The 20,967-nt window shown below is 30.5% G+C and carries 20 protein-coding genes and 1 riboswitch; of the genes, 6 read left to right on the top strand and 14 right to left on the bottom strand.

Annotated elements, in window-relative coordinates:
* Window positions 1-3: 3 nt before the first annotated feature.
* The 3 genes from miaA to J3477_RS00625 all read left to right on the top strand — a co-directional run bounded on the left by miaA (window position 4) and on the right by J3477_RS00625 (window position 2,600).
* Window positions 4-936 carry a tRNA (adenosine(37)-N6)-dimethylallyltransferase MiaA gene (miaA, locus tag J3477_RS00615; RefSeq protein WP_206867632.1) on the top strand — a complete coding sequence of 311 codons (933 nt, stop codon included), beginning with the start codon at window positions 4-6 and terminating at the stop codon, window positions 934-936.
* Window positions 937-981: 45 nt separating this feature from the next.
* Entirely contained in the window at window positions 982-1,227 is a 246-nt protein-coding gene (hfq, locus tag J3477_RS00620; RefSeq protein WP_183277363.1) for an RNA chaperone Hfq, read from the top strand.
* A 92-nt stretch (window positions 1,228-1,319) separates the two neighbouring features.
* Window positions 1,320-2,600, top strand: coding sequence for a methionine gamma-lyase family protein (locus J3477_RS00625; RefSeq protein WP_206867633.1), 1,281 nt, complete (start codon window positions 1,320-1,322; stop codon window positions 2,598-2,600).
* 124 nt (window positions 2,601-2,724) lie between these two features.
* Here the strand turns inward: J3477_RS00625 and lexA are convergent, their stop codons facing one another.
* Window positions 2,725-3,327, bottom strand: coding sequence for a transcriptional repressor LexA (lexA, locus tag J3477_RS00630; protein ID WP_206867634.1), 603 nt, complete (start codon window positions 3,325-3,327; stop codon window positions 2,725-2,727).
* A 398-nt stretch (window positions 3,328-3,725) separates the two neighbouring features.
* Between lexA and J3477_RS00635 the strand changes: the two genes are divergently transcribed.
* Complete coding sequence (locus J3477_RS00635) at window positions 3,726-4,109, top strand: hypothetical protein (protein WP_206867635.1); 384 nt, start codon at window positions 3,726-3,728, stop codon at window positions 4,107-4,109.
* Between the two features lie 22 nt (window positions 4,110-4,131).
* Here the strand turns inward: J3477_RS00635 and J3477_RS00640 are convergent, their stop codons facing one another.
* Together J3477_RS00640 and purB are read right to left on the bottom strand one after the other, a co-directional pair.
* Entirely contained in the window at window positions 4,132-5,133 is a 1,002-nt protein-coding gene (locus J3477_RS00640) for a tyrosine recombinase XerC (RefSeq protein ID WP_206867636.1), read from the bottom strand.
* An 840-nt stretch (window positions 5,134-5,973) separates the two neighbouring features.
* Complete coding sequence (gene purB, locus J3477_RS00645; protein ID WP_206867637.1) at window positions 5,974-7,404, bottom strand: adenylosuccinate lyase; 1,431 nt, start codon at window positions 7,402-7,404, stop codon at window positions 5,974-5,976.
* A gap of 143 nt (window positions 7,405-7,547) precedes the next feature.
* Between purB and J3477_RS00650 the strand changes: the two genes are divergently transcribed.
* On the top strand, window positions 7,548-7,769 hold the full coding sequence (locus tag J3477_RS00650) for a DUF378 domain-containing protein (protein WP_206867638.1): 222 nt from the start codon (window positions 7,548-7,550) through the stop codon (window positions 7,767-7,769).
* A 37-nt stretch (window positions 7,770-7,806) separates the two neighbouring features.
* Here J3477_RS00650 and J3477_RS00655 read toward each other — a convergent pair whose 3' ends face one another.
* From J3477_RS00655 to J3477_RS00665, 3 genes are all read right to left on the bottom strand, one after another.
* Complete coding sequence (locus J3477_RS00655; protein WP_206867639.1) at window positions 7,807-8,067, bottom strand: HPr family phosphocarrier protein; 261 nt, start codon at window positions 8,065-8,067, stop codon at window positions 7,807-7,809.
* Window positions 8,068-8,158: 91 nt separating this feature from the next.
* Complete coding sequence (locus J3477_RS00660; RefSeq protein WP_206867640.1) at window positions 8,159-9,352, bottom strand: pyridoxal phosphate-dependent aminotransferase; 1,194 nt, start codon at window positions 9,350-9,352, stop codon at window positions 8,159-8,161.
* Window positions 9,353-9,364: 12 nt separating this feature from the next.
* Window positions 9,365-10,195, bottom strand: coding sequence for a PHP domain-containing protein (locus J3477_RS00665; protein WP_206867641.1), 831 nt, complete (start codon window positions 10,193-10,195; stop codon window positions 9,365-9,367).
* A 371-nt stretch (window positions 10,196-10,566) separates the two neighbouring features.
* Here J3477_RS00665 and J3477_RS00670 point away from each other — a divergent pair, with 371 nt between their 5' ends.
* Complete coding sequence (locus J3477_RS00670; RefSeq protein WP_206867642.1) at window positions 10,567-11,049, top strand: hypothetical protein; 483 nt, start codon at window positions 10,567-10,569, stop codon at window positions 11,047-11,049.
* 774 nt (window positions 11,050-11,823) lie between these two features.
* Here J3477_RS00670 and J3477_RS00675 read toward each other — a convergent pair.
* The 8 genes from J3477_RS00675 to rny form a co-directional block, all read right to left on the bottom strand.
* Complete coding sequence (locus J3477_RS00675) at window positions 11,824-12,633, bottom strand: amidohydrolase family protein (protein ID WP_206867643.1); 810 nt, start codon at window positions 12,631-12,633, stop codon at window positions 11,824-11,826.
* 22 nt (window positions 12,634-12,655) lie between these two features.
* The gene (locus J3477_RS00680) at window positions 12,656-13,084 is read right to left on the bottom strand and encodes a GNAT family N-acetyltransferase (RefSeq protein WP_206867644.1); all 429 of its coding nucleotides are present in this window, start codon (window positions 13,082-13,084) and stop codon (window positions 12,656-12,658) included.
* Window positions 13,085-14,202: 1,118 nt separating this feature from the next.
* Window positions 14,203-15,021 (bottom strand): helix-turn-helix domain-containing protein, encoded by an 819-nt coding sequence (locus tag J3477_RS00685; RefSeq protein ID WP_206867645.1) that lies wholly within the window; start codon window positions 15,019-15,021, stop codon window positions 14,203-14,205.
* A 486-nt stretch (window positions 15,022-15,507) separates the two neighbouring features.
* Window positions 15,508-16,512 carry an ABC transporter substrate-binding protein gene (locus J3477_RS00690; protein WP_206867646.1) on the bottom strand — a complete coding sequence of 335 codons (1,005 nt, stop codon included), beginning with the start codon at window positions 16,510-16,512 and terminating at the stop codon, window positions 15,508-15,510.
* The gene (locus J3477_RS00695; protein ID WP_206867647.1) at window positions 16,493-17,275 is read right to left on the bottom strand and encodes an ABC transporter permease; all 783 of its coding nucleotides are present in this window, start codon (window positions 17,273-17,275) and stop codon (window positions 16,493-16,495) included. Before J3477_RS00695 ends, J3477_RS00690 begins: the two co-directional genes overlap by 20 nt.
* Entirely contained in the window at window positions 17,275-18,039 is a 765-nt protein-coding gene (locus J3477_RS00700) for an ABC transporter ATP-binding protein (protein ID WP_206867648.1), read from the bottom strand. The genes J3477_RS00695 and J3477_RS00700 overlap by 1 nt, the downstream gene beginning before the upstream one ends.
* 229 nt (window positions 18,040-18,268) lie before the next feature.
* A riboswitch (TPP riboswitch) is annotated at window positions 18,269-18,368 on the bottom strand.
* Window positions 18,369-18,741: 373 nt separating this feature from the next.
* Window positions 18,742-19,002: a stage V sporulation protein S gene (locus J3477_RS00705; protein WP_183277380.1), complete on the bottom strand. Its 261-nt coding sequence runs from the start codon at window positions 19,000-19,002 to the stop codon at window positions 18,742-18,744.
* Between the two features lie 206 nt (window positions 19,003-19,208).
* Window positions 19,209-20,753, bottom strand: coding sequence for a ribonuclease Y (rny, locus tag J3477_RS00710; protein WP_206867649.1), 1,545 nt, complete (start codon window positions 20,751-20,753; stop codon window positions 19,209-19,211).
* Between the last annotated feature and the right edge of the window lie 214 nt (window positions 20,754-20,967).

A 20,967-nucleotide genomic window follows, 5' to 3' on the forward strand; every position in this document is an offset into this window, starting at 1 on the left:
CTTATGGAAAAGAAGAAATTATTAGTGCTTGGGGGACCTACTGCAGTTGGAAAAACTGATGTATCCATAAAATTAGCTAAAGAGCTAAATGGCGAGATAATATCAGCTGACTCAATGCAAATATATAAATATATGGATATAGGTTCTGCAAAAGTTACAGAAGCTGAGATGGATGGGGTCAAACATTATATGATTGATGTGGTACATCCTAAAGAGGAATTTAGTGTTTCAGACTTTAAAGATCTAGCTAAAGGCTATATCGAGGATATATACAGCAGAGGGAAATTACCTATAATTGCTGGAGGTACTGGTCTTTATATAGATTCAATAATCTGTAACCTAAGCTTTACTGATAGTAAGAAAGATGAAGAATATAGAGCTTACCTAGAAAGTTTAGCTGAGGCCCATGGCAACCAATATATTCATGAGATGCTCAAAGCTATTGATATGGAAAGTTATGAAAATATCCATTTCAATAATAGAAAAAGAGTTATAAGAGCTCTTGAGGTATATAAAACTACAGGAAAAAAATTTAGTGAATTTAAAGAAAAAGAATCCATTTACCAATGCGACTATGATCTTTATTACTATGTTTTAACCATGGATAGAGAAAAGCTTTATAACCGCATTAATAAAAGAGTAGACATTATGCTTGATAAAAACCTAATTGAAGAAGTAAGAATGTTAATGAATATGAATCTTACTCCAGAAATGCAGTCAATGAAGGGAATAGGTTATAAAGAGATTTTATACTATCTACAGGATAAAATTTCCTTAGAGAAGGCTATAGAGCTGATAAAACAAGGAAGTAGAAACTATGCAAAAAGGCAGCTCACATGGTTTAGAAAAGACCCTCGAGTTGTTTACTTAGATAAGGATATAATGTCAGATAACGAAATAATAAACAAAATAGTTGATGACATAAATATTCAATAGCATTATAATAATATATAAGATTAAGAAAATTTGGAGGTTACGGTTATGAACAAGTCAACAAATAATTTACAGGACATTTTCCTAAATGGCGCAAGAAAGAATAAGATTTTAGTTATAATACATTTAGTTAACGGATTCCAATTGAAAGGTTTTGTAAAGGGTTTTGATAGCTTTACTGTTGTTCTAGATTCAGATGGAAAACAGATGCTAGTTTATAAACATGCGATAACTACAGTAACCCCAGCAAAGCCAATACTATTTAATACACCACAAGTTGATGAGAGTTTATAAGTATTAGCATAGGCAAACAAATTGTTTGCCTAATTTTTATTCATATGATAATATTAATGTTATTGTTTTAGGATAAATTTGGAGGTTTATACATGTTTGATATTACAAAAGATTTTTTAAGAAAAAGCTACAATATTAGTGAAAATACCTTTGCTCTTTATGAAAAGGCTATTGAAGATGTACAAGAGCAATTTGATATGTATGATAAAATAAGAGAGTTTAATCAATTAAAGGTTCTTAATGCACTTCAAGAAGAAAGAATAAGCGACACACATTTTACTAACTCCTCTGGTTATGGATATGGTGATGTGGGTAGAGATGCGTTAGATAAGGTTTATGCAAGGATTTTTAATACAGAGAGTGCTTTGGTTAGACCGCACTTTGTAAATGGAACTCATGCTATAGGAGCTGCTTTATTTGGTAATCTTAGACCTAATGATACTTTATTTACTGTAAGTGGTAAGCCATATGATACTTTACATAATATTATTGGAATAAGTGGAAATGAAAACATAGGATCTTTAAAAGAATATGGCGTTAATTATAAACAAGCGGATTTGACTTCAAAAGGAAAATTCGATTTTGAGCTAATAGAAAAAGAGTTAAGAGAAGATAAAAGTATAAAAGTGGTACACATGCAAAGAAGTACTGGTTATGGATGGAGAAATTCTTTTTCTGTAGCAGAATTAGGTGAAGCTATAAAGCTTGTTAAATCAATTAGAGAAGATGTTATAGTGTTTGTGGACAACTGTTATGGAGAATTTATCGACACTATTGAACCAACAGATGTTGGTGCTGATTTAATAGCTGGTTCTTTAATTAAGAATATAGGTGGAGGAATAGCACCAACAGGTGGATATATAGCAGGTAAGAGTGCATATGTAGAACAAGCTGCTTTTAGGTTAACTATACCTGGAATAGGAGGAGAGTGCGGTTCTACTTTTGGAGTGATGAGACAGTTATTCCAAGGTTTATTTCTTGCACCACATGTAGCTATTGAAGCTGTAAAAGGAGCTGTATTCTGTGCTAGAATCATGGACCTTGCTGGCTTTGAAGTTTTACCAAAGTTTGATGAAAAAAGAAGTGATATAATTCAGGCTATAAAATTCAATAATCCTGAAAAATTAATTAAGTTCTGTAAGGGAATACAAAAAGGATCGCCTGTAGACTCTTTTGTTGAATGTGAACCATGGGATATGCCAGGATATAATGATCAAGTTATAATGGCTGCAGGGGCATTTATACAGGGATCATCAATTGAGTTATCTGCAGATGCTCCAATAAGAGAACCTTATATTGCATATTTACAAGGTGGATTAACTTTTGATCATGCAAAAATAGGTATATTAATAGCTTTATCTAATATAGGTTAAATAAATATATGCAAAGTAAAAAGAACGGATTAAACCGTTCTTTTTTTGCTGTATAGTAAGTTATAAAAATTTCAAGCTAGCTAAACCTAGATATTTCAGTTGTTTTAGAAGTTCTTTATGTAAACTAATATGATCTGAATAATCCAACTAAACGTCCTAATATAGCGCAGTCATCCACTATTATTGGATCCATCGTTTTATTTTCAGGTTGTAATCTTATATGGTCATTTTCCTTAAAGAATCTTTTTATAGTAGCTTCTGTATCTATTAAAGCAACTACAATCTCACCATTGTTAGCGTGGCTAGATTGTTCTATTATAGCAAGATCCCCGTCTTCAATACCAACATCTACCATGCTATTACCGCTTACTCTTAGAGCAAATAGTTCATTGTCATGTTTGATGTATTCTATAGGCATTGGAAATACATCTTCTATGTTTTCGGTTGCGAGTATTGGTTCGCCTGCTGTTACCTTACCAACTATAGGGATATGTATCATTTCTTTTTTAGGCATAGATAACTCAGCTATTTCTAAAGCTCTTGGTTTAGTAGGATCTCTCTTAATTAATCCCTTTTTTTCTAATCTTTTAAGATGACCATGAACAGTTGATGTTGATTTTAACGAAACAGCTTCGCAAATTTCTCTTACTGAAGGTGGGTATCCTTTGTTTTCAGTATAATTTTTCAGGAATTCATATATCTCATTTTGTTTAGTATTTTCAAGCATAACTTACACCTCTCAATCTAATTAACTTGATTATATCACAGATGTTAGCACTAATCAAACGAACGTTCTCTATTTATTGATATTATTGCTAAGGTTTGATATAATTACTTGGTATATTATCATATAATATTGACAATGTACGCAAAGTAGAATAGTATACTTTAGTAGAACTATAACTTTATGTTTTATTTTATTGGTTTTGGATTGTTAAGTTACTAGATAATTGATGGTTTTTACAAAGTTATTACTAATAGAAGAGCGGAAATGATTAAAGAAAAAAGATACTCAATTTCCCGCATTTGAATGAATAAGTTAATTTGTACAGTCAATAATCTATATAAGCGATATCTTTTACAATGTAAACTTAATATTATAATCTTTAGGATAGGAGAGAAGAAATGAATACAAATGGAAATCTAGCAGATGAATTATGTGATATTTTCCCTAACAAGGCATGCGATAACTGCGGAAAATGCCTTGAAAACGAGGGGGTAGACCTAAAAGCTATTAAAATTGAAGATATAGCTAGAAATGTAGATGAGAATGATTTTGTAGAAGAAGAATTAATAGAGTTAGATGAAAATAATTATGATGATTTAGATCTAGACAGCGTTGACGATGAAAATGATGAAGTAATCTACGAAGATGAAGAATACGAAGACGCTTGGGATCATATAGAATACATAGATGATTTACAAGATATATTAGATGACGATATAAGTATACAAAAACTAACCGAAGAAGTTTATCCTGGATTAATTAAAATTAAAAGAAGAGAGTAGAAGAGCGTTCATTTTGAACGCTCTATTTATATCTATTTATTTTAGAAAGTGGGTTTGAATTTACAGCTTCTCTTAGTCCTTCGTCATCAATATGAGTATATATCTGGGTAGTTGAAACGCTTTCGTGGCCTAATATCTGTTGAAGGCTTCTTATGTCAACATTTCCGTACTTATACATTAGGGTAGCAGCAGTGTGTCTTAGCTTATGAGGAGTGTATTTATCTTGTGTTAATCCGCTATTTGTAATATGCTTCTTTACTAGTATTTCAACAGTTCTTTTATCAATTTTTTTATTTCTAGAAGAAAGAAATAAAAACTTTTTATTTTCCGTATCGCATTTAGAAGAATCTCTTACAGCAATATATTTTTCAATAGAATCCAGAGAAGCTTCATTCAAATACACAGTTCTTTCTTTATTACCTTTACCTATTATAGTAAGAGTGTCGTTTTTAATTTTATCTATTTGAATATTACATAATTCAGATAATCGTAATCCACAATTTAAAAACAGTGTTAAAATGCAATAATCTCTTAAGTAATTTTTGTTTTTCCGATCTAATGAGTTAAGTAAATTAATGCTTTGATCTAATGTAAGATATACAGGATGCCTTTTACTTATCTTAGGCGTTTCTAACTCTACAGTAGGATCTTCGGTAAGGATTTTTGCCTTTGTAGAAATGAATTTAAAATACGATTTTAAAGCAGCAACCTTTCTAGCTCTAGCATAAGTTCCGTTGATTCTTTGTTTTTCAACAAAACTCATAAATGCGTATAAATCAGTAAGTTTTATAGTTCTTAAAAAATTTTCATCTATATCTGTTAAAGGAATTTCGTTAAAATCTGTCTCTGGATTACATAATCCTTTATATAATTTTATAAATCTAAAAAATACTGTTAAATCGAATTTGTATCCGGCAATAGTTCTTTCGGATTTACCTTTTATTGTTTCTAAGTAATTTAAAAAATCTATAACTGAATTTGGCAAATTATTATATGCTTGAATTGCTTTTATATCATATTTCATTATAAAATCTCCTTAATCATATGTACTTATTAAATTATACCATATTTTCCTTTAAAAATATAGATTAATTTCGCTAAATTAGCATTTAGCGAAATTAATTTTACGCATTTTTAAAAGCTTTTACTGATTTCAATCATATAAATTATCATTTATTACTTATATCTCTTAAATTTAATTACAAAATCAATGATCTTGCCTTAAATTTTATTAGGTTTTGAAAGATAATAATTTTATTCGCTTAATTATATAAATTTGATTTATTATCGAGGTTTTATTTTCTACTTATAATTCTACATTTTTTGCCAATAAAATCTTTATTAAAAACAACCATGGATTTTGACGAAAAATTTCTACCGAGAATTTTCAAAACCATTCCAATGTATATTACATATTTTTTAAAAAACTTATTTTTCTACAAATCAACCATGATTTTTATTGAAATTTATCACATTTATTTAGAACATTATAATAAATATTCTTATTCTTAAAATTACTTCTTTAACTGATTTTTTTTATTCAAGCATATATTTAGCTATATACTTAAATTTTATTTTTTCTTTACAATTTATATGTATGATTTATTTCAGCCAAATTCATTAATTCGTTTCTTCAATCAAAAATAACTTCATATAATTTTCTAGTTTTCATTTATTACTTGATGTATATCTTTTTTTGTTTTTTCACAACTGAGAATCATTTTCTTCTCAGTTCTCCCTCTTAATAATTTCTGATGATTTTATAAAGTAACATATTAAACATTATGTAAAGTTGATATTGATAAAATAAGGTTAAGAAATCAAATTAGATTTCTTAACCTTATTAATTTGAATTTAAATTCTATTAAACATTAATTTGAGCTTCTACACCTAATAATTCTTTATTAGCTTCAAGAATCGGCGAAACTTCATCTCTTAAGAATTCAACCACTTGACCTGGTGCTCTACCAACAAATTTAATCGGATCTATTATATTGTATATTTCTTCTTTTGATAATAAGAAACTATCATCAGCAACAATTCTTTCTATTAAATCATTGTTTAAGCCTTCTTCTTTTACTCTTCTAGCTGCATCCATTGAATGCACTCTTATCTTTTCATGCATTTCCTGTCTGTCTGCTCCTCTTTTTACAGCTTCCATCATTATGTTTTCTGTAGCCATAAAAGGTAATTCATTTAATACATGTGCTGCTATTACTTTATCATAAACAACCATGTTTTCAGCTATATTTATATAAAGATTTAAAACTCCATCTAAAGCTAAGAAAGCTTCAGCTACAGCTATTCTCTTATTTGCAGAATCATCAAGTGTTCTCTCAAACCATTGTGTTGAAGCCGTTATAGCAGGATTTAAAGCATCTACAACTATGTATCTAGCTAAAGCACCTATTCTCTCTGAACGCATAGGATTTCTCTTGTATGCCATTGCTGAAGATCCTATTTGATTTTTTTCAAACGGCTCTTCTACTTCCTTCATACTTTGAAGCAATCTTAAGTCGTTACTGAATTTGTAAGCACTTTGAGCTACTTCTGATAATGTATTAAGCACTATTGAATCAACTTTTCTAGGATATGTCTGACCTGTAACAGCATAACTGCTAGTATACCCCATTTTTTCAGCAACCATTTTATCTAAGGTTCTTATTTTGTCTTCATCGCCATTAAATAAAGTCATAAAACTTGCTTGAGTTCCAGTTGTTCCTTTAACTCCTCTTAGTTTTAGTTTTTCAATAACAAAGTCTAAGTTTTCAAGATCGATTAGAAGATCTTGTATCCATAATGTAGCTCTCTTTCCCACTGTGGTAAGTTGAGCTGGTTGAAAATGTGTAAAACCAAGTGTAGGTAAATCTTTATATTTATTTGCAAAATTACTTAAATGATTTATAACATTTATAAGCTTCTTTTTAACTAACAATAAAGCATCTTTCATTATTATTATGTCAGTATTATCCCCTACATAGCAACTAGTTGCTCCTAGATGAATTATTCCCTTAGCACTAGGACATTGTAATCCATAGGCATATACATGACTCATAACATCGTGTCTTACTTCTTTTTCTTTCTTTATTGCTTCATCATAATTTATATCGTATATATGCTCTTTGAGCTCATTAACTTGTTCTTCAGTGATATTTAACCCTAATTCCCTTTCACTCTCCGCTAGTACTACCCAAAGCTTTCTCCATGTAGAAAACTTCATATCATCGGAAAATAAATACGACATCTCTTTAGATGCATATCTTGAATTTAAAGGTGTGCTATACAAATTTCTCATTTTCTTTCCTCCTGCGAATAAAATGTAAAAAAATACGTTTATCATTCGTATTATATCATATTTTTTCTTTTTTTACAGGTATATTTTATTATTTATTTTAATATATATACTATGGGAATTTAATTTGATGGGAGTTGAAAATTGTGTACAAGCTAAGTCTTATCGACAAGCTAAGTTTTTTACTAGTACTTATAGGAGCAATTAATTGGGGGTTAATAGGATTACTTAATTTTAATTTAGTTAAGCTAATCTCTCTAAACAACTGCTATATTGAAAGAATAATTTACACTCTAGTTTTTGCAGGAGCAGTTAATCTCATTGTCGTAATACTAAGAAGTAAAACTGTTTATAAAAAGAATTGCTGAACATAAATAAAAAAGGTTCCTTACGGAACCTTTTTTATTATTCGTCTAATCCTTCGATTAATTTAACGATTTCTTCAGCAGCTAAAGTTTCGTCATCTCCAGAAGCTATTACTTTTATGTTAGCATCTTTAGTTACGCCTAAAGAAAGAACTCCTATTAAACTCTTAACATTAGCTTTCTTTCCATTGAATTCAATGCTAATATCAGATTTAAATGATGATGCCTTCTTTACTAATAATGTTGCTGGTCTAGCATGTAAACCAGTTGAATTTTTAACTAATACTTCTTTAGTTACCATTATATCCACCTCTTTAATTATATTTTATATCATTAACTATTATATTATAATAATTTTTGGACAAAATATCAATAAGTTTTGGACAAGTTGGTTATTTTAGTTTATTTATAAAAGATTTTAATCTTTTTACACCTTCTTCTATATTGTCTATTGAAGTGGCATAGGATAATCTAATATAGTCATCAAGTCCAAAAGCTATACCAGGAACAGTGGCTACAGCACTAGCTTCTAGCAGAAGTTCAGAAAACATTTTTGAATCTTCAATTATAGTTTCTCCAAATTTCTTTTTTAAATAATATGATATATTTACCATTACGTAAAAAGCACCACTCGGATTAATTATTTTTACGTTTTCTACCTCACTTAGCTTAGAAACCATATAATTTCTTCTTTTTTCAAATTCAATTACCATATCCTCTACTAATTTCACAGGAGAATTTAACGCCTCAATAGCAGCATGTTGAGCTATAGTATTTGGATTTGATGTCATATGACTTTGTATGCTGGACATTAGCTTTATTACGTTTTCTGGTCCAGCAGCATAACCTATTCTCCATCCTGTCATAGCATATGTTTTGGAAAGTCCATTTATAACTATGGTTCTATTAAAAGCATCTTCTGATACAGCTGCAATACTAAAATGCTTTTCTCCACCGTATATTAGTTTCTCATAAATTTCATCTGATACTATATAAAGATCATTTTCTTTAGCAAAATTAGCTATTTCAACTAATTCTTCTTTAGAATATATAGTTCCAGTTGGATTATTAGGAGAATTTAATAATAAAGCCTTTGTTTTATCTGTTAAACTTTGTTTTAAGTTTTCTATAGTGTATTTGAAATCATTTTCCTCTTCACACTGTACGTAAACAGGAACTCCATCTGCTATTTTTATAAGTTCTGGATAACTAACCCAATATGGTGTAGGTACTATTACCTCATCACCAGGGTTTAATAAAGCTAAAAATAAGTTTCCTAAGCATTGTTTAGCTCCGTTAGATATAATAACCTGTGAAGGCGAATATTCTAATCCATTATCATCTATAAATTTCTTACACACAGCCTTTTTTAATTCCAAAAGCCCTGACGCTGGTGTATATTTAGTATGCCCATTTTCCATAGCGCTAATTGCAGAATCAATAATATTCTTAGGAGTATTAAAATCTGGCTCTCCTGCTGCAAAACTTATTACGTTCACCCCAGTTTTTTTCATTTCATTTGCTTTTGCTGTTATTGATAATGTTATAGAAGGCGTTAAAGCTTCTATTTTTTTTGATAATGTCATGATACCCCACCTTTATAATTTATTATAAAATCTAACAATCTTATCTAAGTATTCTTTATCAATTCCATACTGTCCAATTAAGTTACTACCATCATTTGAGCACACTCCATGGCAATCACTACCACCAGCAACTAAAAGTTTATATTTTTTACAAAGATTAAAAAACTTATTCACTTGAATACCTGAATGACTTGGATGAAAAACCTCAACGCCATAAAGGCCATAATCTTTTAACCTTTTTATTACCTTTTCAACATCTATATTTCTATAAATCTTGCCTGGATGAGCTAGAATTGGAATTCCTCCAGCTTTTCTTATCAAACTTAACGTTTCAGTATAATTAAATTTATATCTTTCTACATAAGCAGGACGACCTTTTATAAGATAATTAGTAAAAGCTGCTTTATAATTATCTACATAGCCTTTTTCTACAAGAATTTTAGCTATATGAGATCTTCCAACAGTATCCCTACAACAACATTCAATGTCCTGTAAGCTTATATCTATAGAAAGTTCATTTAGCTTCAATATGATTTGTCTTATCCTGTCTAACCGTATATCCTTTAGCTTATTCATAGCATCATTAAGTTCTACATTATTGATATCTATAAAATAGCCTAGTATATGTAACTCCGAATCATTGCAGATAGTGCTTATCTCAACTCCAGGTATAATATTAACTGAAGTCTCACAACCCTTTAAAACGAATTGTGAGCATATTGAGTCATGATCCGTAATAGAAATAGTATTTATGTTTTTTTGTTCTGCGATATGTATTATTTCTGAAGGGCTTAATACCCCATCAGAGTAATTAGAATGTATATGCAAATCGGCATATTTCATCTCAGCACCTTATTTCCATTTTATATATTAAAATATATCATTATTGATTGTAAATGTAAATATGGGGCCCTATTACAAAAGGCTAATTTATATTTGTTAAGAAATCGAGGCTTCTCAGGCTCTTATGGCATGTATAAATTAATAATTGGAGTTGAAACAGTATAATTGAGAGCAAATAAAGAGGTTTTCTAATATTTTGTAAAAATGTGGATGTATACAAGATACATGTTATGTGATATACTAAGGTAGTTACAGAAGAATGCGCCTTACGGTGCAAAACAATTTTATCCATAAATTAAGATATTATTTGGCTCTTGTGATTTTTATTGCAAGGGTCTTTTATTTTTATTTAACAAAAATTAGGAGGAAAAATGGAAATTTTAATAGTATTTTTACTAAAACTGCTGGACAACACTCTAGGCACCATGAAGAATATATATCTAGCCCGTGGAAAGTTCTTCTTTTCGAGCTTACTAGCTGCGTTGTCTACAACTATATACATGATTGCTGTTGTGAGGATGGCAAAGTCAGATGGCATACTAAGCATCATAGCTATATGTGCTGCAACATTTATCGGGACTTTAATCCCAGGGCTTGCGGTTAAGAAGTCCGAGAAAGAGAAGCTTTATATCTTTGATATCACGGCAGATACCATGCACAGCGGCAAAGAGTTTGCGGATATTTTAAGAAGTGCGAACATTGCCATAAAAACCAGTGTTGTCTATGACCAGATGATGACAAAGACTCTTTCTATAAAGGCATACTGTGCCAATAAGGAAGAAAGCAAAATTGTGAACGAAGTTATATATCCAGCTTTTAAATACAATGTCTATGCTCCAATGAGTTTGGAGTAAGCTTGACTAAGTGCCACTATCTCAAATGGCTATAATAGCACTTCTTATTATCACATAGAACTCTTCAGGGTTCTAAATAACTCTTTTTTTATTGAAACCCTTAAGCCACTTTCTAAGAATGGACCATTTTCATTTTAATTTTTTCAGATAACTCCATTCTTAAGGGTTACATATTCAAGTATCATCGAAGAATCTGCCAGTACTTTCTATATTGTAAATTCCTTTAATTTCTTTATTATTTAAATAACTTAGTTCTATTGTTGCTACTCCTCTATTCTATAAGTCCTCTACGGAAGTAAATCTTTGCAAATGAATCTACTAAATCTTTAATTTTCACAGTTCTAAGACATATTTTGATGGTGACAAAACAGAATATTTTACCAATAGCAATTATTCTATGCAATATAAAAATGTACAACCTTCATTTTTTATGTATTTCCATATACCTAAATTTGCATTTTGTGAAATATTACTTACAAAAATCATTCAATTGTATTAATTTTCGACACAAATCCAAGAAAATCACCTTATTTCCAGAATATATTTTCATTATATCGGTACCATTGCTATATTTGTTTGTTCAAATTTTCAAAGCATATCCATATATTTGTAAATGCATTAAGAAATTTATTCAATATCAACAATCTTTCCTTTAATTTCGATTATTTAAAGAAACAAAAAAGATGGTAGAACGACCATTCAATGATACATATCGTTTTACCACCTAAAGAGTACTTTATATTCATTAATAAAATAACATGGAATTTTTTATAATTAATCTAAAGCTAAAATTCTTTTTGCATTTAGGCTATAAATATGCTCCTTTATATTATCAGACAGCTTTAACTGTTCAATTCGTTCAATCTGTTCGTCAATGCTTGCATAAGGTGTATCCGTACCGAAAACAATATGTTCATACCCAAAAATATCGATTGCCTGCTTTATATCACTGCTCTGGATTCTTTTGGAGCTCGAAGTATCAAAGTAAACATTTTTTAGGTTTACACCGCTTTCACTAAAAATATCTGTACCGGTCATATGTCCAATTATAAACACTGCGTTAGGGTTTCCTCTTATAAAATGCACCAGCTTCAGAACTTCCTTTTTGGAATATAAATGAATGAAAATAGGTAATTTATTAAAAGAAGCAATATCAACCAGATTTTTAAATTCTACGCCATCAATCTTAAACGGACTCCATGCTTGATGTAGTTTGATCCCTTTAGGCTGATATGTGCGGATATTGTTTTCAAGATTATTCATGTGTCCAGTATCAAGCGGGTTTACCCAAAGAAACTGGATAACCACCTCAGGGAGCTGATTCTTCAAATTCCAAACAAAGCGATTACCATCACCGTTATCTTTGAAAAAATGATTATAAGCCATCCTGTTCATCCGATTCATCATATAAATGCTATCAGGTTTCTGTTTAAAAGGCATACTCGGTGGTTCCTTAAGATTTTGCATATTCTTAGGACTTGTGCACAAAACAATTTTCTCTACATTATATTTTGATGCCATATTTTTTATTGAATCTACTGTGCTGTAATCACCTGCTGCATGGGCATGAATATCTATTATCATAAAAACCTCCCATTTCAAGTATTTATGTATTTATTTTTTTGTAGAACATTGCTTCATCCTTTGATATGTATCCACAAGATAAGTAAGTTTTCTGTGCAATATGATTATATTTACCAGTAAGTAACTTTATACTTTTTACTCCTTGATTTTTTAATTCTTTTTCTAATAATTCAATCATCATGGAAGCAGACCCTCTTCCTCTACTCTCTTCATTTACATACATCTCTGTTATCTCACCATGTAAGTAATTATAACAAAATGATTTATATATTTGAGCACAGCCAAAACTAACAATCTTTTCATCAATAACGCCAACGACTATTAATTCATTATTATTTATAAGGTTCTGTTTTATTTCTTCACTAGTTATATTTACCTCATTGAACATGTTATTCAATAATGATAGTGCTTCAGAATCTTTATATTCAGCTAATCGAACATACATATTCATATAACCTCCCCTTCTTTTACCTATAAAGCAACTTGCTTAATGACTAAAATAGCATAAAGTTTTCTATAATTTCGATTAACTTCTTACATGTTTATGCCTAAAAACTATTTTTCCTTTAAAGGTAAAGGCTCAAGTTTGAATATAATCAAATGCAGCATTTGTTTGTTAAAGTTTTATAAGCATCATCTAATATTTCTTTATAATTTTAAAGAGTTTCTTTTCATATTTACTATTTTCTATTGCTCTATTACTTAAAGTCTTCTCTTGGGCTTTATAATAATTTCTCGCAGAAATTTCCAACATCTTGCACATTGTCTTCACAGAATAAATATATTTATTTAAATTGATGAATTCAATTATTGATTTTATTCCTTTGCGAACATGGCGATAGCTTTTTTTAATATCTCATTCTCTTCTTTAATACTGTTAAGCTCAGCCTGAAGTTTTAGCGTTTCCTTATTTTCTTTAAGCTTGTTATCAGTGGCTCCAAGTTTTCAATAACCTTTTTCGGATCATTACTAGGTGGATTTTTGATTAGTTTATACAATGTTGCTGTAGTTATGCCATATTCGATCCAAATATCCAATACCGGTTTTCCTGAGTTATAAACTTCTATTATCATTTTCTTAAAATCTTCAGTATATCTTTTCCTGTAGGAATCATTTGGATACATCCTTTTATCTAATCTAAATTTAATATTTTATATTAAGATGAGTCCATAAAATTATACAAGCACTACCTTTATCTGAGCCGTTTATATTTTTCACAACATCTCTTTTTCTAAATCTATTCTTTTGTGTTACTACACTCCATATCAATAACTACAGAAACGTCAATATATTTTTTCAACTGTTTATTACGAATTTTATCACCCTCATTTGTAAAAACAAAATGGTTAAAGAAGAGTTTAAAATATAGTTTTTCGTTGTGGCAACACGCAAGTCTCCACATTCGTAGAGTGCTGACTGTAGACAAGCTAATGTATAAAAGATGTAGTAATGTTTACCTAATAAAATAATGTTATTCCTGAAATTAGACTTACAGCTAAAAGTAAGCCTTTTTACTTTTAATTATCTATAAAGCTATATAATAAGAAAATGAACCATCTACATTGAGTCTTAGAATTCCTGTTTCTTTCCTATGAAGAAAAGCACAATTGATAATACCACCTGTATTCCCCATGATAAAATATTCCATACATTGATTATTGGTTGGTTTGTAAATTTTGCAACAATGTAATTTATAATTAAAGAAACAGGAATTCCTAATAGGATAGAAATTGCCGCCATATTCCATTTTGCTGAATTTTTAATTGAAGCCAAAATATATATAGTCCACATATAGGCAATAGCAATCAGTGATACGGGAATTCCCAGTGGTAACATGAATTTTGTACCACCAATAATTTTATTTAAAATAAATAAAAACGGGATAATAAAAACACTTAACGAAACAAGTGACATGCACACATTATTCTTTTTAAGCTGAAAAAGAGGAATTATAATAAGCCATGAAAATGAAATAGCTGAAATTGGATATAATGACCATGTAAAAGCACCTGAAATAGCCATATCACAAATCATACAAACAAATATACCAAGCAAACAGGTTACTGTAATTGCAATTTTTGCAACAAATTTTACTGATTCTTTTTTATTGAATGTAACTTTATTTGCATACTGCAAAGTTGTTTCGATAAGTGCATTTGCCTCTAAAGGCAGAGCAACGCTTCTTTCCCCATTAAGCAGTTCATTTACAGTAACCCCCAAGACCTCGGCAAGCGAGGATAATATTGATACATCTGGATACCCCAATCCTCTTTCCCATTTAGAAACTGCTTTATCTGTAATATTCAATTTTTCTCCTAATTGTCTTTGTGTCATATTCTTTGATTTTCGTAGTTCACAAATGAAATTAGCCATACTTCCATTATTCATATTAAGCACCGTCCTTTCACATACAATTTTATAGGACATTTTATATTAAAGTAACCGACTATCTGTGGAATATGGTCAAGTAAACTATTCGTAGAGTCCATATAGACAATACAAACAACCCTTATTTTGCATTCTTTACCATTGTGTCCCTATTAAATTGTACAGTATATTAATATGAGTTTCAAATTTAAACTCTTTTTCTTTTATTGTTTTTTCTAAAATTTTTTCTAAAGCTTTTGCATCATTTAAGGTTAGTGACTTGTAGTAATTTTATTCTTTCTTCAAGGGTTCTAGGTTCATGTTGTAGGCAACAAAGTCAAAGTCTCTTTTCTCTATTATGTTTCTAAATATCTCAAAGGCTCCGCAGTCTATATCTGCAAAACGATAAAATTCTTTTGATTTTTTTATATTTTAAATCGTTCCTATTCTTTACTTAAAAGAAAAAGCACCTAGAGCTTACTACTCTAGGTACTATACTGTATAAAATTATTGAATTAAATCTTTACCTTCAACTTTTCCTTTAAGTAAATTCTTATCTTGTAACCATTTAATATTCTTATCCCAAACATTTTCATCCTGGCTTAAGAACTTACCGCTTTCATTTTCCATTAGCGGAAGCAATGTACTTAAGCTCTTCTTCTCAACTTCTGAATCCAGTGGAAAATCTTTATTTTGAGCCTTTAAAACTAAATCTAAAGCTTTATCTGGATTATTTTTTGTATATTCAAAGCCTTTTTTAGCAGCTGTTAAGAAAGCTTGTATTGTACTATTATTATTCTTAAGTCCATCTTCACTTGCAATAAATGCTAGTTCATAGCTGTTTGCTACTCCGTAGTCTACTGGATTAAAAGTGATAAGTTCAATACCTTCTTTTTCTAGTAATAATTTTTCGTGGTTTATATATCCACCTATTATTGCATCAACTCTTTTTGTTTCCATTGCAGGCATTAGATCATACCCAACATCTACGAAATCTACCTTTGAAGCATCTGCTCCAGCAGCAGTTACCATTGCCTTAACCGTTTCCTTATCAATATCAAAGGATGCATATCCAACCTTTTTACCTTCTAGATCTTTCAAAGTTTTAACTCCTGAATCCTTACGTACCATAAGCTGATTTAATGGGCTTCTAACTATTGCACCTACAGATTTAACTGGGATATTTTCCCCTCTTGCTAAGATAACTTGCTTAGGATAGCTTATAGCTAAGTCAGCTTTATTTGCTGCCACTAATTTAATTCCATCATCTGTACCTGCAGGTGTAATTAATTTAACCTTTAAGCCTGCTTCTTTAAAATAACCTTGCTCCTCAGCAGCATATAGGAAAGTATGCACCGCATTTGGATACCAGTCTAAAAGTACACTAATTTCTTTTAAATCCTTAGAAGCACTTTTTTCTTCCTTGTTATCTGACTTTGTAGAGCATGCGCTTAACAAGAAACTGAACATTACTACGATAATTAATGAAACACTAAGCTTTTTTAATTTCATGATTGTCCTCCTTTATTACTCTTCTGTATTTTAATAAAACTTTTTCTAGTAAAAACCCTGTTGAAAATAGTAGTAATCCTAGAAAAGATAGAACTAACACTCCTGCGAAAACTGAATCTGATTGCAACATCCCTGCTGTTCTCTTTACGTATATACCTAATCCTTTTTCTGCTCCTAACCATTCTCCTATGGTAGCTCCTGCAACACTATAGGTTGCAGCTATCTTAAAGCTGCTTAAAAAGTTAGGAAGCACAGTATTCATATGAAGTTTAAAAAATATTTGAAGCCTGCTTCCACCTAGAGCTTTTAAAACATCCTCTAAATCCTTATCTACACCATTTAAACCATCTAAGGTGCTTATAACTATAGGAAAGAAGCAAAACAGTACTACTACAGCTACCTTTGACCATATGCTATATCCAAACCACATAACCATAATTGGAGACAAAGCAATTGTAGGGATTGTTTGAGAAAAAATTATAATTGGATACAAGGTTTTCCCAACATTTCTCCAAAGATAAATGGAAAGGGCACAAGAAATACCGATAATTACAGATATCATAAGTCCAAGTACTGCTTCTCCTAAGGTTATAATAGAATGACCATATAATAGCTCCCTTTGAGTCCATAACGCTTTAAGCACTACAGAAAGTCTAGGTATAATATATTTCGGCACTTTGAAGTATGGTATTAAAAACTCCCAAGCTAAAAGTAAAAGCAATAGGAACATTAAAGGGAATATATAATCCTTTATCTTTTTCATTATGAATTCCCCCTGTCATTCTCTTCTAGCCCATCAAGAATATTTAGAATACTTCTTTTTAACTCTATAAACTCACTAGAGAGTGTGGTTTCATAACTTCTAGGCCTCTCTATATTAACTTCTATAGACTTTAAGTTTTTGTATGGAACTTCAGTACAAATAAGTATCCTGTCCGATAAAAGCAAAGCCTCATCTATATCATGGGTTATCATAAATACAGTATTCTTTTCCTTTTGACAAAGCTCTAAAAGCCACGCCTGCATTTTTCTTCTAGTTAATGCATCTAAAGAAGAAAAGGGCTCATCTAGTAATAGTATTGAAGGTTTATTTACTATAGCTCTTAAAAAAGAAGCTCTTTGTCTCATACCACCAGATAATTCATAAGGGTAGTATTTTTCGGTACCTTCAAGTCCAAAGTCTTTAAAATAGTCTGCTGCTATTTTCCTTGCTTCTTTTTTACTGTGTCCATTCAATTCAAGTCCAACTGATGTATTGTCAAGAATATTCCTCCAGGGCATTAAAGAATCCTTCTGTGGCATATAGCCTATTATATTTTTATTATCTTCCTCCGCCACTTCAATGCTACCTTTTTGCGGCTTAATCAAGCCTAAAATCAGTCTAAAAAGAGTGCTTTTCCCTGTGCCACTTGGGGCGATAATTGTAACAAACTCATTTTTATCTATAGTAAGGGATAAATCATCAATTATTAACTTCTCTGTATCCTTATACTTAAACGATAAATTATTAATCTTCAATGCTTTCATATAAATTATCCAACTTTTTTATAGCCTCTATACCAAAATATATATCAATATATAAATATTTTAGATATTACGAAAACTTGCACTAAAGATGTTTCCTAAATAGGATAACCTTTTGAGAACAACTTTTCTGAAAACTGCAAAAAAACTCCTTTCAATCAGTATTTGTCATACCAACGAAAAGAGTTAATAATCTAATAATCGTAAAACTAATATTCTTAGATTTACCTGTCATATTGTCTTAAAACTTCCCTTCGCTGGCATTACCCAGTGCAGGTTCAAAGGGTCTGAAAAACTTCATCTCAGCCTTAATGGCCCCCCTAGTATTACAGATAAATTTTATAGTCTAAACTGAAAAATGTCAATAGTTTCATGATATTTATATAAAGCTATGATTAATAGTATTTTTAAAATCAAGTGGTTAGGCAGGAGATACTATATGAGCAAGCTATTAGAATTAAATGATTTTTTCAGATGGAGGGGCGTTAAAAAACTGTACTGTTCGAACGTAGTGAGTTTACAGTTTTAGCCATGGAATATGACAAAATCATATTAATTCTTTGCGAAGTCTCATTAAAGTATTGGATGACTAATTACTTGATTTTAACACAGTGCTTTAAACATGCCCAAGAATTTAATCGTATACAAAAAGGAGCTCGTACACCTGGATTACAATTCAATGTGTAAAAGCTCCCTTTATTATTTTTATCTTGGTTGTACTATTAATTTTATAGCTGTTCTTTCTTCACCATCAATCATTATATCTGTGAATGCTGGTACACACACTATATCTTTTCCACTAGGAGCAACGAAGCCTCTAGCAATTGCAATAGCCTTAACAGCTTGATTTATAGCTCCTGCACCTACTGCTTGTATTTCTACGATATTTTTTTCTTTTATTATAGCAGCTAAAGCACCTGCCACAGAGTTAGGATTAGATTTTGTTGATACTTTTAATACTTCCATTATTATATGACCTCCTAGAAATTATCGATATCGTTTACATAAAGTATAATAATTACCTACTTTATCTATATTCTATATAAACTCAGAAAAACCTCTTTTTTATAAATTTATTTTTTTTAAAAATTTATAAAAATTTTACAAACAATAAAAATGTTACTAAAAAACATAAAAAAATACATTTTGTTTTCACAAAATGTATTTTATAATTACTTGGCATAGTCAACTGCACGGGTTTCTCTAATAACATTTATTTTAATTTGTCCTGGATATTCTAATTGTTCTTCTATGTTCTTTACAATATTCCTTGCCATTTCAATGGCCCCTGCATCATCAACTTGATCTGGTTTAACCATAATTCTAATCTCTCTTCCAGCTTGAATGGCATATGACTTTTCTACACCTTCGTATGAATTTGCAATTTCTTCGAGCTTTTCTAATCTCTTAATATAAGCTTCTAAGGTTTCTCTTCTTGCGCCTGGTCTTGCTGCTGAAATTGCATCAGCTGCTTGAACTAGTACTGCTTCAAGAGATAGCATTTCTACATCACCATGATGAGCTGCTATAGCATTAACTACTATTGGTGATTCATGATATCTTTTAGCTAAATCTCCACCTATTAAGGCATGAGGTCCTTCATACTCTTGATCTACAGCTTTACCAATATCATGTAACAAACCAGCTCTTCTTGCGAGTGTAACATCTAAACCAAGTTCAGATGCCATAAGTCCTGCTAAGTATGAAACCTCAATAGAGTGTTTTAGAACATTTTGACCATAACTAGTTCTATACTTTAATCTACCTAGAAGTCTAATTAATTCAGGGTGTAGTCCGTGTACTCCGGTTTCGAAGGTAGCTTGTTCTCCTTCTTCCTTAATATCATTTTCCACATCCTTAGTTGCTCGTTCTACCATTTCTTCTATTCTAGCTGGGTGAATTCTACCATCTACAATTAATTTTTCTAGAGCGATACGCGCTACTTCTCTACGAATTGGATCAAAACTTGATAGTATTACTGCTTCTGGAGTATCATCAATAATTAAATCAACCCCTGTTAGTGTTTCTAAAGTTCTAATGTTTCTACCTTCTCTACCTATAATTCTGCCCTTCATTTCGTCGTTAGGTAAAGCCACAACGTGTACAGTAGATTCTGAAACATGATCAGCGGCACATCTTTGAATAGCAGTAGTGATTATTTCTCTTGCTTTCTTATCCGCTTCTTCTTTTGCTTTTGTTTCAACTTCTTTAATCATTATAGCAGCATCATGTTTTATTTCCTTACTTATTTCGTCTAGAAGAATTTGCCTTGCTTCTTCACTAGATAGACTTGATATTCTTTCTAGCTCTTCGCGCTGCTTTGTGTATAATTCCTGTACACTATCCTCTAATTGTTGAACCTCTTGTATCTTTTTGTTGAGGCCCTCATCCTTTTTTTCTAAAGCATCACTTTTTTTGTCTAGAGATTCTTCTCTTTGTATTAATCTTCTCTCTAAACGTTGAATTTCATTTCTTCTTTCACGGGATTCTCTTTCAACATCACTTCTTAACTTATGAACTTCTTCCTTAGCTTCCAAAATTGATTCTTTTTTCAGTGCTTCTGCTTCTCTTTTTGCGTTATCCAAATTAGTTTCAGCTTCCTGTTCTAAGCTGGACATTCTACGTTTAAAAGTATTTTGAATTACTGAATACTCGATAATTCCTAGCACTATCAAAACTATTACACAAACTATAATTTCAATAATGTATCTTTCCATTATTAACACCTCCTTCGCACTATTTTAGCAATTTATATTATAAGTAAATATGAAGGCGTAGTAAGGTGCATATTAAATTCTCACTGTAATTAAATGAATATGATAAACCAGTATTTGTTATTATTTTATATTAATTTTAAAATTATGTCAAGTTGATAGGTAAAAGCTTGTTAAAAACAATTTAATATCTTTATATATATTATTATTATCAATT

Source organism: Clostridium zeae, assembly GCF_017312485.1.
In the GTDB taxonomy this organism is placed as follows: Bacteria; Bacillota; Clostridia; order Clostridiales; family Clostridiaceae; genus Clostridium_AR; species Clostridium_AR zeae.